The sequence below is a fragment of the Gordonia sp. DT218 genome (genome assembly GCF_049847105.1).
GTDB lineage: Bacteria > Actinomycetota > Actinomycetes > Mycobacteriales > Mycobacteriaceae > Gordonia.
The window spans coordinates 127845-143256 of sequence record NZ_JBNCNS010000004.1; the positions used below are offsets into that span (position 1 = coordinate 127845).

Genomic DNA, 15412 nt, shown 5'->3' on the forward strand with positions numbered 1-15412 from the left:
GACTGCCGGCACACGCAAGGAGGTTCGCGACATGGGACTCGAGGAGAAACTGCCCAGCGGCTTCCTGCTGAGCACTGTCGAAGATCTGGCCGGGTTCATGCGCAAGGGATCGTTGTGGCCGGCCACCTTCGGACTGGCGTGCTGCGCCATCGAGATGATGGCGACCACGTCCGGCCGTTACGACCTCGCGCGATTCGGGATGGAGGCATTTCGCGCGTCGCCGAGGCAGGCCGACCTGATGATCGTCGCCGGGCGCGTCAGCCAGAAGATGGCACCGGTGCTGCGACAGATCTACGACCAGATGGCCGAGCCCAAATGGGTACTGGCCATGGGTGTTTGCGCGTCGTCGGGCGGCATGTTCAACAACTACGCGGTCGTACAGGGCGTCGACCACGTGGTTCCGGTCGACATCTACCTGCCCGGCTGTCCGCCCCGACCCGAGATGCTGCTCAACGCGATCCTCAAACTGCATGAGCAGATCGCCGAGATGCCACTCGGGGTCAACCGCGAACAGGCGATCTGGGCGGCCGAACAGGCGGCGCTGCAGGCGAAGCCGACCATCGAGATGAAGGGGCTGCTTCGATGACCTCAGGGCCCGAAGATCCCGCCCCGGAGACCACCGGGACCGCAGGCGAGATGACCAGAGAGGAACAGACCGGACCCGAGCAGATCGGCGTACGTCGCGGCCTGTTCGGTGTGCAGGGCAGCGGTGACACCTCCGGCTACGGCGGACTGGTGCAGGCCGTCACCCTTCCGGGCAGTTCCGTCCGGCCATATGGCGGCTATTTCGACGACGTGGCAGACGAACTCGCCGCCGGATTGGACGAACTACCCGGAACCGATTACCGGCAGGCCATCGACAAAGTGGTGATCTTCCGCGACGAGATGACCCTGCACGTCCACCGTGATCATCTGCGGGCGGTGGCGCTCACGGTGCGGAACCGCGACACGCTCCGCTTCGAATTGTGTCTGGGCGTCAACGGGGTTCATTACCCCGACGACCGCGATCGGGAACTCCACGCGGTGTACCCCCTGGCCTCGATCACCCACAATCGCCGCCTCCGACTCGAGGTGTCGGTCGCCGACGTCGATCCGCACATACCGAGTCTGACCGACATCTACCCGACCAACGACTGGCACGAACGCGAGACCTACGACTTCTTCGGCATCGTCTTCGACGGCCACCGGTCCCTGACCCGGATCCAGATGCCCGACGACTGGCAGGGACATCCACAGCGAAAAGACTATCCGCTCGGCGGTGTTCCCGTGGAGTACAAGGGAACCCGGATCGCACCGCCCGATCAACGGAGGTCCTACAACTGATGACGACCACCGACCACGGCAACTCCCACTCCCGTCATCGTTCCGCGGATGTGCACCCCACGCAGACGTACACCGTCTCCGGCCAGGACTGGGACGAAATTGTCACAGCGGTGCGGGAACGGGCCGCGGAGCAACCCGGCGACGAGCGCATCGTGGTCAACATGGGTCCGCAGCACCCGTCCACCCACGGCGTGCTGCGACTGATCCTGGAGATCGAGGGCGAGACCGTCACCGAAGCCCGCTGCGGAATCGGCTATCTGCACACCGGGATCGAGAAGAACCTGGAGTACCGCAACTGGACGCAGGGCGTCACCTTCGTCACTCGGATGGACTATCTCGCGCCGTTCTTCAACGAGACCGCCTACTGTCTCGGCGTCGAACGCCTGCTCGGTATCACCGACGATGTACCGGAGCGCGCCAGCGTGATCCGCGTGATGCTCATGGAGCTCAACCGCATCTCATCGCATCTCGTTGCGCTGGCCACCGGCGGAATGGAACTCGGGGCGGTGACGGCGATGTTCCTCGGATTCCGCGAACGGGAGATGATCCTCGACGTCTTCGAGCACATCACCGGGCTGCGGATGAACCACGCCTACATCCGGCCGGGCGGGGTGTCGCAAGACCTCCCCGACGACACGACCGACAAGGTCGCCGCGCTGCTCGATGTCCTGCCGTCGCGACTCGGCGAACTCGAGGACCTGCTCAACGAGAACTACATCTGGAAGGCCCGCACCCAGAGCGTCGGCTACCTCGATCTCACCGGGTGTATGGCCCTTGGCATCACCGGCCCGGTGCTGCGGTCCACCGGACTGCCGCACGATCTGCGCAAAACGCAACCCTACTGTGGTTACGAACATTACGAGTTCGACGTCATCACCGACACCACCTGCGACTCCTACGGTCGCTACCTGATCCGGGTGAAGGAGATGCAGGAATCGGTGAAGATCGTCCGCCAATGCCTCGACCGCCTGCGCCCCGGTCCGGTGATGGTGTCCGACCGGAAGCTCGCCTGGCCCGCCGATCTCGCGCTCGGACCCGACGGCCTCGGCAACTCGCCGGAACACATCGCGAAGATCATGGGCACCTCCATGGAAGCCCTCATCCACCACTTCAAGCTGGTCACCGAGGGGATGCGGGTACCTGCCGGACAGTGCTACGTCGCCGTCGAATCGCCGCGCGGTGAGCTGGGTGTCCACATGGTCAGCGACGGCGGCACGCGACCGTACCGGGTGCATTACCGGGATCCGTCGTTCACGAATCTGCAGGCGGTGGCGGCGATGTGCGAGGGCGGCATGGTCGCCGACGTGATCACCGCCGTTGCCAGCATCGACCCGGTGATGGGAGGGGTTGACCGATGACCGACCCGGTGTTCGTGGATCTGTCGGCGCCACCCGCGGAGGGCGTTGCGGTGGAGATACCGGCGCCGCACCCGACGATCCGCTTCGACGGCCCCGCCGACTACCCCGACGATGTGGCCGAACGACTCTCGGCCGACGCCGCCGGCATCATCGCCCGCTACCCCCGGTCCCGTTCGGCCCTGCTACCCCTGCTGCACCTGGTGCAATCCGAGGACGGCCAGATCACCCGGGCCGGTGTGACCTTCTGCGCAGACCAACTGGAACTGACCACGGCCGAGGTGTCCGCCGTCGCCACCTTCTATTCGATGTACCGCCGCTCCCCGACCGGCGAATACCTCGTCGGTGTCTGCACCAACACACTGTGCGCGATCATGGGCGGTGACGAGATCCTCGCCGCGCTCCGGAGCCACCTCGGTATCGACGCGGGCGAGACGTCGGCGGACGGGCGGATCACCCTCGAACACGTCGAATGCAACGCGGCATGCGATTTCGCCCCGGTCGTGATGGTCAACTGGGAGTTCTTCGACAACCAGACCCCCACCAGCAGCGTGGAACTCGTCGAGGATCTGCGCGCAGGCGTCCCGCTCACCCCGGCCCGCGGGACCGGCATCGTGTGCACGTTCCGACAGACCGCCCGGCTCCTCGCCGGCCTTCCCGAGACGGGGGACCGGGCATGACCGAACCCGCGGAGACCCCCGTGCTCAGCCGATTCTGGTCCGAGCCGGAGTCCTGGACACTGCGGAACTACGAGTCGCACAACGGCTATGCCGCGCTACGGTCCGCGCTCACAACCCCGCCCGACGACCTCATCGCATTGGTCAAGGCGTCGGGACTCCGAGGCCGCGGAGGTGCGGGGTTCCCGGTCGGGATGAAATGGTCGTTCATCCCTCAGCAGGATCCCGACGGGCCTGCCGCTCCCGCCACGCCACCGCACTACCTGGTGGTCAACGCGGACGAGTCGGAACCGGGCACCTGCAAGGACATCCCGCTGATGCTGGCCTCCCCGCACTCCTTGATCGAAGGCGCGATCATCGCCGCCTACGCGATCCGCGCCGCGCACGCCTTCATCTATGTGCGTGGTGAGGTCGCCTCGGTGCTACGTCGACTGCGCACCGCCGTCGACGAGGCCAGGGCAGCAGGCTATCTGGGGAACGACATCCTCGGGTCCGGTTTCGATCTCGACCTCGTGGTCCACGCCGGCGCCGGCGCCTACATCTGCGGGGAGGAGACCGCACTCCTGGACTCCCTGGAGGGCCGTCGTGGACAGCCACGCCTGCGTCCCCCGTTCCCCGCCGTCGCCGGGCTGTACGCGAGTCCGACGGTGGTCAACAATGTCGAGTCCATCGCCAGTGTGCCGCCGATAATCCGCAACGGCGTCGACTGGTTCCGGACGATGGGCACCGAGAAATCGCCCGGCTTCACGCTGTACTCCCTGTCCGGACATGTCGCCCGACCGGGCCAGTACGAGGCGCCCCTGGGAATCACGCTGCGGGAGTTGCTCGATCGGGCCGGCGGGGTGCGGTCGGGTCATCAACTCAAATTCTGGACACCGGGCGGATCGTCGACGCCCATCCTCACCGCCGAGCACCTCGATGTGCCACTCGACTACGAGGGGGTGGGCGAGGCCGGTTCGATGCTGGGCACCAAAGCCTTGCAGATCTTCGACGAGACGACGTGCGTGGTGCGCGCCGTGCTGCGGTGGACCGAGTTCTACGCGCACGAATCCTGCGGGAAATGCACTCCGTGCCGGGAGGGCACCTACTGGCTGGTGCAGTTGCTGCGGCGACTCGAGGCGGGCGACGGGCAACCCGAGGACCTCGACACCCTCACCGACATCACCAACACCATCGTCGGAAAGTCGTTCTGCGCGTTGGGCGACGGTGCGGGCAGTCCGATCGTCTCGTCACTCGAGTACTTCCGCGACGAATACCTGGCACATTTCGAGGGCGGCTGCCCGTTCGACCACCACCGGTCGACGCTGTTCGCCGAATCAGTACCCGCTGCAGGAGGTGCGCGATGACCGCCGTCGAAGACTCCGCCGCCACTGGACAGAAGAAACCCGATCTCGTATCGGTGACCATCGACGGGATCGAGATCTCGGTGCCGCCGGGCACTCTGGTGATCCGGGCCGCCGAGATGATCGGGACACAGATTCCGCGGTTCTGCGACCACCCACTGCTCGATCCGGTGGGCGCGTGCCGCCAGTGTCTGGTCGAGGTGGAGGGGCAACGCAAACCGCTGGCCTCGTGCACCACGGTGGTGACGGACGGGATGGTGGTCCACACCCAACGCAGTTCCGAGGTGGCCGAGAAGGCCCAGCGCGGCGTGATGGAACTCCTGCTGATCAATCATCCCCTCGACTGCCCGGTGTGCGATAAGGGCGGTGAATGCCCGCTGCAGAACCAGGCGATGTCGTCGGGGCGCGGGGACTCACGCTTCACCGGTGCGAAACGAACCTTCACCAAGCCGGTTCCGTTGTCGTCGGAAGTGCTGCTGGACCGTGAGCGATGTGTCCTGTGCGCACGTTGTACGCGTTTCTCCGACCAGATTGCCGGCGACCCGCTCATCGGCTTCGGTGATCGCGGTGCGCTGCAACAGGTCACCATATATCAGGACGACCCGTTCGAGTCGTACTTCTCCGGCAACACGGTGCAGATCTGCCCGGTCGGCGCCCTGACCAGCACCGCCTACCGCTTCCGTGCCCGTCCGTTCGACCTGGTGTCGTCGCCCAGCGTCTGCGAACACTGTGCGAGCGGGTGCGCACAACGCACCGACCACCGCCGCGGAAAGGTGTTGCGGCGCCTCGCCGGTGACGATCCCGACGTCAACCAGGAGTGGAACTGCGACAAGGGCCGGTGGGCGTTCGCATACGCCACCGCCGACGACCGGCTGACCGGACCCATGATCCGCAGGCCCGACGGGACCCTCGCGGAAGTGTCGTGGGCTCACGCCCTGCGGCATGCCGCCGAGGGGCTCACCGCCGCGCGCGGACGGACCGCGGTACTGACCGGCGGCCGGCTGACGGCCGAGGACGCCTACGCGTACTCGCGTTTCGCCCGCACCGTTCTCGACACCAACGACATCGACTTCCGGGCCCGCGCGCACAGCGCCGAGGAGGCCGACTTCCTCGCGACGCACATCGCCGCTCGGCCCGACGACGTGACCTACCGTGAGCTCGGAGTCGCCCCGGCAGTCTTGCTCGTCGCCTTCGAGCCCGAAGAGGAATCGCCGATCGTCTTCCTCCGGATGCGGCGGGCGGTGCGCACCGCGGGTCAGCAGGTCACGGCGATCGCCGCGTTCCGCAGCGCCGGAGTGGCGAAGTTGAACGGCACGCTCGTGCCGACCGCGCCCGGAGACGAACCGGCCGTGCTCGATTCGGAAGCCGCCGCCGACGCGGTCGCCGCCGAGGGATCGATCATCGTGGTCGGTGAGCGGTTGGCCACCGTCCCCGGTGGTCTCAGCGCCGCGGTCCGGCTCGCCGAACGCACCGGTGCACGGCTGGCCTGGATTCCCCGCCGGGCCGGCGAACGCGGCGCCGTCGAGGTCGGTGCGTCCCCGAACCTCCTGCCCGGTGGTCGCCCCGTGGCGGACCTGTCCGCGCGCACCGAACTCGCGATGGCCTGGCAGATCGCCGATCTGCCGAGCGTGCCGGGTCGGGACACGTCGACGATCCTGGATGCGACACTGCGTCAGGAGATCTCCGCGCTCGTGGTCGGCGGGGTGGAACTCGACGATCTCCCCGACCCTGCGTCGGCCACCGCTGCGCTGGCCGACGCAGGCTTCGTGGTGAGCCTGGAAATGCGCCGCAGCGCGGTCACCGAGCACGCCGACGTGGTGTTCCCGGTCGCGGCGGCTGCGGAGAAACCCGGCATGTTCGTCGACTGGGAAGGCCGTGCCCGCCCGTTCCTGACGGCGCTGCCCGAGGTCGGGACACTCTCGGATCACCGGGTTCTCGACGCGCTCGCAAAGCAGATGGGGGTGGAGCTGGGCTGCGACGACACGACCGCCATTCGCGGTGACCTCGAACGGATCGGTGCATGGCGCGGTGCGCGGCCCCCGATGCCCGAGGTGGAGCCGCGTTCCAACCGCCCGGACACCGGCACCGAGACCCGGCGAGCGGTGCTCGCCTCCTGGCGGATGCTGCTCGACGCCGGCCGGATGCAGGACGGTGAACCACATCTCGCGGGCACGGCACGTGCACCCGTCGCCCGTATGTCCCCGGCCACTGCCGCCGGTATCGGGGCCGAAGCAGGCACCGACGTCGAGGTGGGCACCGATCGCGGCGCGATCATCCTGCCCCTGGAGATCGTCGCCATGGCCGACGGTGTCGTCTGGGTGCCGATGAACGCGCCGGGTGCGGGCGTGTACACGCACCTGCGGGCCCGGGCAGGCGACATCGTGGCCATTGCACCGGCGGCCACGCGGGAGGCGCGATGAGCTTCCCGACGCTCGCCGACTTCGGCCATGATCCCTGGTGGCTCATCCTGATCAAGGCGGTGGCGGTCTTCGCGTTCCTGGTCGCCAATCCACTCGCCGCGATCCTGATCGAGCGAAAGATCATGGCGCAGATGCAGACCCGAATCGGCCCCAACCGGGTCGGTCCGCACGGCCTGCTGCAGAGTCTGGCCGACGGCGTGAAGCTGGCGCTGAAGGAGGGCATCATCCCGTCGGGCGTCGACAAGCCGATCTACCTTCTCGCCCCGATCATCGCGGTGGTGCCGGCGATCATGGCGTTCGCGGTCATCCCGTTCGGTCCGATGGTGTCGGTGTTCGGACACCAGACCCCGCTGCAGCTCACCGACCTTCCGGTCGGAGTTCTCTACGTCCTCGCCATCACCTCGGTCGGGGTGTACGGCATCGTGCTGGCCGGATGGTCGTCGGGTTCGACCTATCCGCTGCTCGGCGGGCTCCGCTCGACGGCCCAGGTCATCTCCTACGAGATCGCGATGGGCCTCACGTTCGCCGCGGTGTTCCTCGACGCGACCACCATGTCGACATCGGGCATCGTGGCTGCGCAAGAACACCACTGGTATGTCCTGCTGCTGCTGCCGTCGTTCGTGATCTACGCGATCTCGATGGTCGGCGAGACCAACCGCGCACCCTTCGATCTGCCCGAGGCCGAGGGCGAACTCGTCGGCGGATTCCACACCGAGTACTCGTCGCTCAAGTTCGCCATGTTCATGCTGGCCGAGTACATCAACATGGTCACCGTCTCGGCACTCGCCACCACGTTGTTCCTCGGTGGCTGGCAGGCGCCGTGGCCGGTCAGCATGTTCGACTGGGCGAACTCCGGCTGGTGGCCGATCCTCTGGTTCACCGTCAAGGTCTGGGTGTTCCTGTTCGTGTTCATCTGGCTGCGAACCAGCCTTCCCCGCCTGCGCTACGACCAGTTCATGAACCTGGGCTGGAAGGTCCTGATCCCGATCTCCCTGACCTGGGTGATGGTGGTCGCCGTGATCCGCGCGGCGATCGGCAGTTCGTCCGATGACGAGCTCGTCCGCTCACTGGTCTCCGCCGGCGCCGGACTCGTGGTGACCGCCCTGATCGGCTATGCCATCTGGCGGCTGATGAAGCTGCCTGCAGCGCATCGAGATCGACCAGCGGGAGGCGGACCAGCGGACGGCGAACGGGAAGAACCTTTCGACCCGATGGCCGGCGGATTCCCGGTGCCGCCGATGCCGGGTCAGGTGCTCCCGCCGCCCGTCCCCGCCCAAAGCCCCTCCCCAAGACCTCCGTCCGACCCCGCGAAGGAGACGACCGATGCCTGAGTTCCTCAAACCGATCAGCGGTCTCGGGGTGACCTTCTCGTCGATGTTCGCCCCGACCATCACCGAGCAGTATCCCGAGGAGAAGACCCCCACGGCGCCGCGCTATCACGGGCGGCATCAGCTCAACCGGCATCCCGACGGATTGGAAAAATGCATCGGCTGCGAGCTGTGCGCCTGGGCCTGCCCGGCCGACGCCATCTACGTCGAAGGGGCCGACAACACCGACGAGGAGCGCTATTCGCCCGGTGAGCGCTACGGTCGCGTCTACCAGATCAACTACCTGCGTTGCATCGGCTGTGGCCTGTGCATCGAGGCATGCCCGACCCGCGCGCTCACGATGACCAACGATTACGAGATGGCCGACGACAACCGCGCCGACCTCATCTACGAAAAGGACCGTCTACTCGCGCCGCTGGAGCCCGGGGTGACCCCGGCACCCCACGACATGGCCCCGGGTTCCACCGAGGAGAGCTATTACCGGGGCGAGGTGTCGAAGGACGGGCGGCTGATCGCGAAGGACGAGAAGGACGAGTCGTGACAGCAACACTCGCCACGGAGTTGATTCGGACGTCGGCTTCGGCCCCGCTCGCTGCGCTTCCGGCGACCAGCACCGGCGAGGCCGTACAGTTCTGGGTCCTCGGCGTGGTCGCGGTAGCCGGCGCACTCGGTGTGGTGTTCGCGACCAAAGCCGTCTACTCGGCCATCTTCCTGGCCACTACGATGATCGTCCTCGCGGTCTTCTACGTCGCGCAGGGCGCGTTGTTTCTCGGTGTCGTCCAGGTCGTCGTCTACACCGGTGCGGTGATGATGCTGTTCTTGTTCGTGCTGATGCTGATCGGCGTCGACTCGTCGGATTCCCTGGTGGAAACCCTTCGCGGACAGCGGATCGCCGGAGTGATCCTCGGCATCGGTTTCGGTGTCCTGCTGATCGCGGCGATCGCGAACGCATCGCTGGCGGTGTTCGCCGGTGCGCCGACGGCCACCGGGCCGGGCCTCTCAGGCACGGGCTCCGACGGGGACATCGAAGCGATCGCCCGGCTGATCTTCGTCCAGTATCTGTGGGCGTTCGAGCTGACCGGCGCGCTGCTGATCGCCGCCACGCTCGGCGCGATGGTCCTGGCACATCGGGAACGGTTCGGGCCGAGACGAAGTCAGCGTGAACTGTCGGAGGAGAGATTTCGCCTCGGCGTGGACATGACGCCGATGCCGAGCCCGGGCGTCTATGCCCGCCACAACGCCGTCGACGTCCCGGCACTGCTGCCCGACGGTACGGCGTCGGAGCTCTCGGTGAACGCGACGCTGCGTCCACGACCGGCGGCCGCGCCGCCGACATCGGAGTCGGACAGCATCCGTCGAGCGCTCGGAGAGGCCGGCCGATGAATCCCGAGAACTACCTGTACCTCTCGGCGCTGTTGTTCACCATCGGCGCCGCCGGGGTGCTCCTGCGCCGCAACGCGATCGTCGTCTTCATGTGCATCGAGCTGATGCTCAATGCGGCGAACCTGGCGTTCGTCACCTTCGCCCGGATGCACGGCTCCTTTGACGGTCAGGTGATCGCGTTCTTCACGATGGTGGTCGCTGCTGCCGAGGTGGTGGTGGGACTGGCGATCATCATGACCATCTTCCGCTCCCGCAGGTCGGCTTCGGTCGACGGCACAGATCTGCTGAAACGGTAGGAGGCCACCGGTGAGCACCGAATCGACCGCAGATCTCCTCTGGCTGGTACCAGCACTTCCGTTGATCGGCGCGGCGATCCTTCTGCTGGGTGCCCGTCGGACCGACAAGTGGGGTCATCTCCTCGGCACCGCTCTGGCTCTGGCATCGTTCGCGCTCGGACTGGCGATGTTCATCGGCATGCTCGGCCGGACCACCGATGACCGTGCAGTTCACCACATCCTGTTCTCGTGGGTGCCGGTCGGAGAGCTGCAGGTCGACTTCGGATTGCAGCTCGACCAGTTGTCGATGTGCTTCGTCCTGCTGATCACGGGTGTCGGATCGCTGATCCACATCTACTCGATCGGGTACATGGGCGACGATCCCGATCGCCGACGATTCTTCGCCTATCTCAACCTGTTCCTGGCCGCCATGCTGATCCTCGTTCTCGCCGACAACTACCTCGGTCTGTACCTCGGATGGGAAGGCGTGGGCCTCGCCTCCTACCTGCTGATCGGCTTCTCGCAGTACAAGCCGACGGCGGCGACCGCGGCGAAGAAGGCGTTCGTGGTGAACCGGGTCGGCGACATCGGTCTGGCCGTCGCGCTGATGATCATGTTCGCCACCTTCGGGTCGGTCTCCTTCGAGACTGTTTTCGCCGGCGCCGACCAGGCGGGCCAGAGTGTGCTCACCGCACTGGGATTCGTGTTGCTGCTCGCCGCCTGCGGCAAATCGGCTCAGGTGCCGCTGCAATCGTGGCTCGGCGACGCCATGGAGGGCCCGACCCCGGTGTCGGCGCTGATCCATGCCGCGACCATGGTGACCGCGGGCGTCTATCTGATCGCGCGCTCGAACCCGATCTTCGACCTCGCGCCGGCCGCGCAGGTCGGGGTCACCGTTGTGGGTGCGGTCACCGTGTTGTTCGGTGCCATCATCGGTTGCGCGAAGGACGACATCAAGAAGGCGCTGGCGGCGTCGACGATGAGCCAGATCGGCTACATGATCCTGGCCACCGGATTGGGCCCGGCCGGTTACGCATTCGCGATCATGCACCTGCTCACCCACGGGTTCTTCAAAGCGGGACTCTTCCTCGGTGCCGGATCGGTGATGCACGGAATGAACGACGAGACCGACATGCGACGCTTCGGAGGTCTGCGCACGGTCATGCCGATCACGTTCGTCACCTTCGGGCTCGGCTACCTCGCCATCATCGGGGTGCCGCCGTTCTCCGGGTTCTTCTCCAAGGACCCGATCATCGAGGCCGCCTTCGCATCCGGTGGCGTCGGAGGCTGGCTCCTGGGCGGCGCCGCCCTGCTCGGCGCCGGGATCACCGCCTTCTACATGACCCGGGTGATGCTGCTGACGTTCTTCGGGGATCGCCGTTGGCGAGAGGACACCCATCCGCACGAGTCACCCACGGTGATGACCGGGCCGATGATCGTCATCGCCATCGGGTCGGTGATCAGCGGTGCGCTGCTGGTGTGGGGTGACTCGCTCGTACACTGGCTCGAACCGGTGGTCGGCGAAGAGCATCACGAACTCTCCGTGCCGACCTGGGTGGTCACCGTGACGATCCTGGCCGTGGTGGCGATCGGGATCGGCCTCGCGTGGCGGCAGTACGCCACGCGCCCCGTCCCGGAGGTCGCACCGGAGGACGTATCCGCGCTCACCGTGGCCGCGCGCCGCGACCTCTACGGCGATGCGGTCAACGAGAACCTGCTGATGCGGCCCGGACAGGAACTCACCCGGGAACTCGTGCTCGTCGAGAACGACGGCGTGGACGGCCTCACCACCGGGATCGGTCGCGCCGTCGGCGCATTGTCGCAACGAATACGCGGCTGGCAGACCGGTTACGTCCGGTCCTATGCCTTGTCGATGTTCGCCGGCGCCGTCCTGATCGTCGCGATGGTGATGGTGGTGAACGTCCTGTGAGCATGCCCTGGTTGACCATCCTGTGGCTGCTACCAGCGGTCGGGTCCGTTGCGGTGCTGGCGATCCCGAGTACCCGCCCAGATGTTGCGAAGTGGCTGGGCCTTGCGGTCTCGGTGGTCGTTTTCGCCGTCTCGCTGGGTCTCGCCATCGGCTTCGACCCGGACGGCGCTCGCTACCAGTTCGTCGAGGATCACAGTTGGATTCCCGCCTTCGGCACTCGCTACGCTCTCGGCCTCGACGGCATCGGTCTCGTGCTGGTGCTCCTCACCGCGGTGCTGCTGCCGCTGCTGATCCTGGCCGGCTGGCACGATGCCGATCATGCCGGGTCACTGGATCATGCGGCCGGACGCCGTCAGAAAGGACCGCACACTTACCTCGCGCTGACCCTCGCCGTCGAGGCGATGGTGCTGATGAGCTTCGTCGCCCTCGACATCCTGCTGTTCTACATCTTTTTCGAGGCCATGCTGATCCCGATGTACTTCCTGATCGGCGGCTTCGGCGCCGGTGCAGGCAGGGCCGCCGCAGCGGTGAAGTTCCTGCTGTACAACCTGTTCGGCGGACTGATCATGCTGGCCGCGGTGATCGGACTCTACGTGGTGACCGCGCGATCGGGTCTCGGATCCGACGGCGGCGGCACCTTTGACCTACGGACGGTCGTCGATGCCGTGTCGTCGGGACAACTCGACGCCGGGGGCGGCCTGCTGAAGCTCCTCTTTCTCGGTTTCATGTTCGCATTCGCAGTGAAAGCGCCGCTGTGGCCGTTTCATTCGTGGCTGCCCGATGCCGCGGTGGCCGCCACCCCGTCCAGCGCCGTACTGATGATGGCGGTGGTCGACAAGGTGGGCACGTTCGCGATGCTGCGCTACTGTCTGCAGCTGTTCCCCGATGCCGCACGGTATTTCGCACCTCTGATCGCGGCGCTCGCGGTCATCGGCATCGTCTACGGCGCGATCCTCGCGATCGGGCAGACCGACGTGATGCGGCTCATCGCCTACACGTCCATCTCCCACTTCGGATTCATCATCCTGGGTGTCTTCGCACTCACCACACAGGGACAGACCGGTGCCACGCTCTACATGGTCAATCACGGGATCTCCACTGCCGCACTGTTCCTGATCGCCGGGTTCCTGGTGTCGCGGCGTGGCAGCCGCCTCATCGCCGACTACGGAGGGGTGCAGAAGATCGCCCCGATACTCGCCGGGACCTTCCTCGTCGCCGGTCTCGCCACCCTCTCCATGCCCGGACTCTCTCCGTTCATCAGTGAGTTCCTCGTCCTGATCGGCACATTCACCCGATACCCGGTCGCCGCGGTGGTGGCGACGAGCGCGCTGGTGCTGTCCGCCATCTATGTGTTGTGGCTCTACCAGCGGATGATGGGTGGTCCGGCACGACAGGTGGAGGGGCCGGGAGCGGCGACCCGGTCGATGCGTGACCTGCACGGCCGGGAACTCGTCGTGGTGACCCCGCTGATCGCGCTCCTGCTGGTGTTCGGGGTGTATCCGAAACCGTTGCTGGATCTGATCGATCCGGCGGTCTCGCACACGATGAGCACCATTCACGAACCCGACCCGCGACCGTCGGTCAGTGTGTCGACGGATCAGGTCCCGACGGATCGGATGCCGACAGATCGGATGCCGACAGAAGGGGTGCCGAAGTGACCTCCGAGTATCTCGCCGCCATCGATCCGCCCAGCATCGAGTACGGCCTGTTGTCACCGATGCTGATCGTGTTCGGGGTGGCCGTCGTCGGCGTGCTGGTTGAGGCGTTCGCGCCCCGCAGGTTCCGCTACCCCACCCAACTCACCCTCGCACTCGGCGGTCTGGCGGCCGCGTTTGCCGCGCTGGTGGCTGTCGCCGTCGCGGAGGCACGGGACGGGGGCCACGGCCAGTTCGCGATGTCGGGTTCGGTCGTCATCGACCGGCCGACCCTTTTCCTCCAAGGACTCCTGCTTCTCGTCTCGATCCTGGCGATCGCGTTCATGGCCGAGCGACGACTCGAACGGGTGGTCGCGACACCGACGATCACATTGGATTCCGCCCGCCACTCGCCTGGATCTCGTGTCAGCGACGGGCCCGGGGCCGCCGCCCAGGCGACCCTCGACTCGGTCGACGCCGACATGTTCACACCGTCGGGCGCATCGGTCCCCAACACCGACGCCGAGTTCGAGGCCACCCGGGCCGGTGCCATCACCACCGAGGTCTTCCCCCTCACCATGCTGGCCGTCGGTGGCATGATGCTGTTCCCGGCGTGCGGTGACCTGCTCACGATGTTCGTCGCTCTGGAGGTCTTCTCGCTGCCGCTGTACCTGCTGTGCGGCCTCGCGCGTCGTCGGCGATTGATCTCACAGGAGGCCTCGCTCAAGTACTTCCTCCTCGGCGCGTTCTCGTCGGCCTTCTTCCTCTTCGGCGCCGCGTTCGCCTACGGTGCGACCGGCTCGCTGCAACTCGGGGAGATCGGCAGGGCCGTCGGCGCGCCGGGCACCGACACCACGCTCCCGCTGATCGCCTTGGGACTGCTCTCGGTCGGCCTGTTGTTCAAGATCGGTGCGGTGCCGTTCCATTCGTGGATTCCCGATGTGTACCAGGGCGCCCCCACCACGGTCACCGCGTTCATGGCTGCGGCCACCAAGATCGCCGCCTTCGGCGCCTTGCTGCGGGTGTTCTATGTGGGCTTTCCCGACCTGAAGAGCGATTGGGAACCGGCGCTCTGGGCGGTCGCCATCGCCACGATGCTGGCCGGCGCCGTGATGGCGGTCACGCAGACCGACGTCAAACGGATGCTCGCCTACTCGTCGATCACACATGCCGGGTTCATCCTGCTGGGCCTTGTCGCGTTCGACGACGCGGGCCTCGCCGCGACGATGTTCTACCTGGCCGCCTATGCGTTCTCGACCTTCGGCGCCTTCGCGACGGTCGCGGTGGTACGCGAGCCCGACCGGGTCTCCGGACCGCACCTGTCGGGTCGGGAGGCCACCGAGATCGCCCAGTGGGCCGGTCTCGGAAGACGCTATCCCCTTGTCGGCGCGATGTTCTCGATGTTTCTGCTCGCCTTCGCCGGCATCCCACTGACGAGCGGTTTCATCGCCAAGTTCGACGTCTTCGCGGCGGCGGCAGGCACCGGCGGCGGAGTGCTGGTGGTGATCGGCGTGATCAGCAGCGCGATCGCCGCCTACTTCTATATCCGGATCATCGTCGCGATGTTCTTCGCCGACGTGCCGGTCGACGCACCGCATGTCGTGAAGCCGAGTGTGCTGACGACGTCGTCGATCGCCGTGTGCACGGTGGTGACCATCGTGCTGGGAATCTTCCCGCAGCCGCTGCTGGACCTGGCCCGGGACGCGGGTCAGTTCCTGGGCTGATCCAGTCGCCCCGCACTCAC

The 15412-nt window shown here is 66.5% G+C and carries 11 protein-coding genes and 1 pseudogene; all 12 read left to right on the forward strand.

Annotation, left to right across the window (positions count from 1 at the left end):
• Nucleotides 1-31: 31 nt before the first annotated feature.
• The 12 genes and pseudogenes from ACPXCG_RS15965 to nuoN all read left to right on the forward strand — a co-directional run bounded on the left by ACPXCG_RS15965 (nt 32) and on the right by nuoN (nt 15392).
• A complete protein-coding gene (locus tag ACPXCG_RS15965) occupies nt 32-586 on the forward strand; it encodes a NuoB/complex I 20 kDa subunit family protein (protein ID WP_425792964.1) in 555 nt (184 codons plus the stop codon).
• Nucleotides 583-1323: an NADH-quinone oxidoreductase subunit C gene (locus ACPXCG_RS15970; RefSeq protein ID WP_425792965.1), complete on the forward strand. Its 741-nt coding sequence runs from the start codon at nt 583-585 to the stop codon at nt 1321-1323. Before ACPXCG_RS15965 ends, ACPXCG_RS15970 begins: the two co-directional genes overlap by 4 nt.
• Nucleotides 1323-2681 (forward strand): NADH dehydrogenase (quinone) subunit D, encoded by a 1359-nt coding sequence (gene nuoD, locus ACPXCG_RS15975; RefSeq protein ID WP_425792966.1) that lies wholly within the window; start codon nt 1323-1325, stop codon nt 2679-2681. The genes ACPXCG_RS15970 and nuoD overlap by 1 nt, the downstream gene beginning before the upstream one ends.
• Nucleotides 2678-4701: pseudogene (gene nuoF / locus ACPXCG_RS15980) on the forward strand (NADH-quinone oxidoreductase subunit NuoF). Before nuoD ends, nuoF begins: the two are co-directional and overlap by 4 nt.
• Nucleotides 4698-7118 carry an NADH-quinone oxidoreductase subunit G gene (locus ACPXCG_RS15985; protein ID WP_425792967.1) on the forward strand — a complete coding sequence of 807 codons (2421 nt, stop codon included), beginning with the start codon at nt 4698-4700 and terminating at the stop codon, nt 7116-7118. The pseudogene nuoF and the gene ACPXCG_RS15985 overlap by 4 nt, the downstream one beginning before the upstream one ends.
• Nucleotides 7115-8449 carry an NADH-quinone oxidoreductase subunit NuoH gene (gene nuoH / locus ACPXCG_RS15990; protein ID WP_425792968.1) on the forward strand — a complete coding sequence of 445 codons (1335 nt, stop codon included), beginning with the start codon at nt 7115-7117 and terminating at the stop codon, nt 8447-8449. Before ACPXCG_RS15985 ends, nuoH begins: the two co-directional genes overlap by 4 nt.
• The gene (nuoI, locus tag ACPXCG_RS15995; RefSeq protein ID WP_425792969.1) at nt 8442-8987 is read left to right on the forward strand and encodes an NADH-quinone oxidoreductase subunit NuoI; all 546 of its coding nucleotides are present in this window, start codon (nt 8442-8444) and stop codon (nt 8985-8987) included. Before nuoH ends, nuoI begins: the two co-directional genes overlap by 8 nt.
• Entirely contained in the window at nt 8984-9829 is an 846-nt protein-coding gene (locus ACPXCG_RS16000) for an NADH-quinone oxidoreductase subunit J (RefSeq protein ID WP_425792970.1), read from the forward strand. Before nuoI ends, ACPXCG_RS16000 begins: the two co-directional genes overlap by 4 nt.
• Nucleotides 9826-10125, forward strand: a complete 300-nt coding sequence (gene nuoK, locus ACPXCG_RS16005) for an NADH-quinone oxidoreductase subunit NuoK (protein WP_267631283.1) — start codon at nt 9826-9828, stop codon at nt 10123-10125. Before ACPXCG_RS16000 ends, nuoK begins: the two co-directional genes overlap by 4 nt.
• A 10-nt stretch (nt 10126-10135) precedes the next feature.
• Complete coding sequence (gene nuoL, locus ACPXCG_RS16010; RefSeq protein ID WP_425792971.1) at nt 10136-12034, forward strand: NADH-quinone oxidoreductase subunit L; 1899 nt, start codon at nt 10136-10138, stop codon at nt 12032-12034.
• 2 nt (nt 12035-12036) lie between these two features.
• On the forward strand, nt 12037-13692 hold the full coding sequence (locus ACPXCG_RS16015; protein ID WP_425792972.1) for an NADH-quinone oxidoreductase subunit M: 1656 nt from the start codon (nt 12037-12039) through the stop codon (nt 13690-13692).
• A complete protein-coding gene (nuoN, locus tag ACPXCG_RS16020; RefSeq protein ID WP_425792973.1) occupies nt 13689-15392 on the forward strand; it encodes an NADH-quinone oxidoreductase subunit NuoN in 1704 nt (567 codons plus the stop codon). Before ACPXCG_RS16015 ends, nuoN begins: the two co-directional genes overlap by 4 nt.
• The last annotated feature ends 20 nt before the right edge of the window (nt 15393-15412 follow it).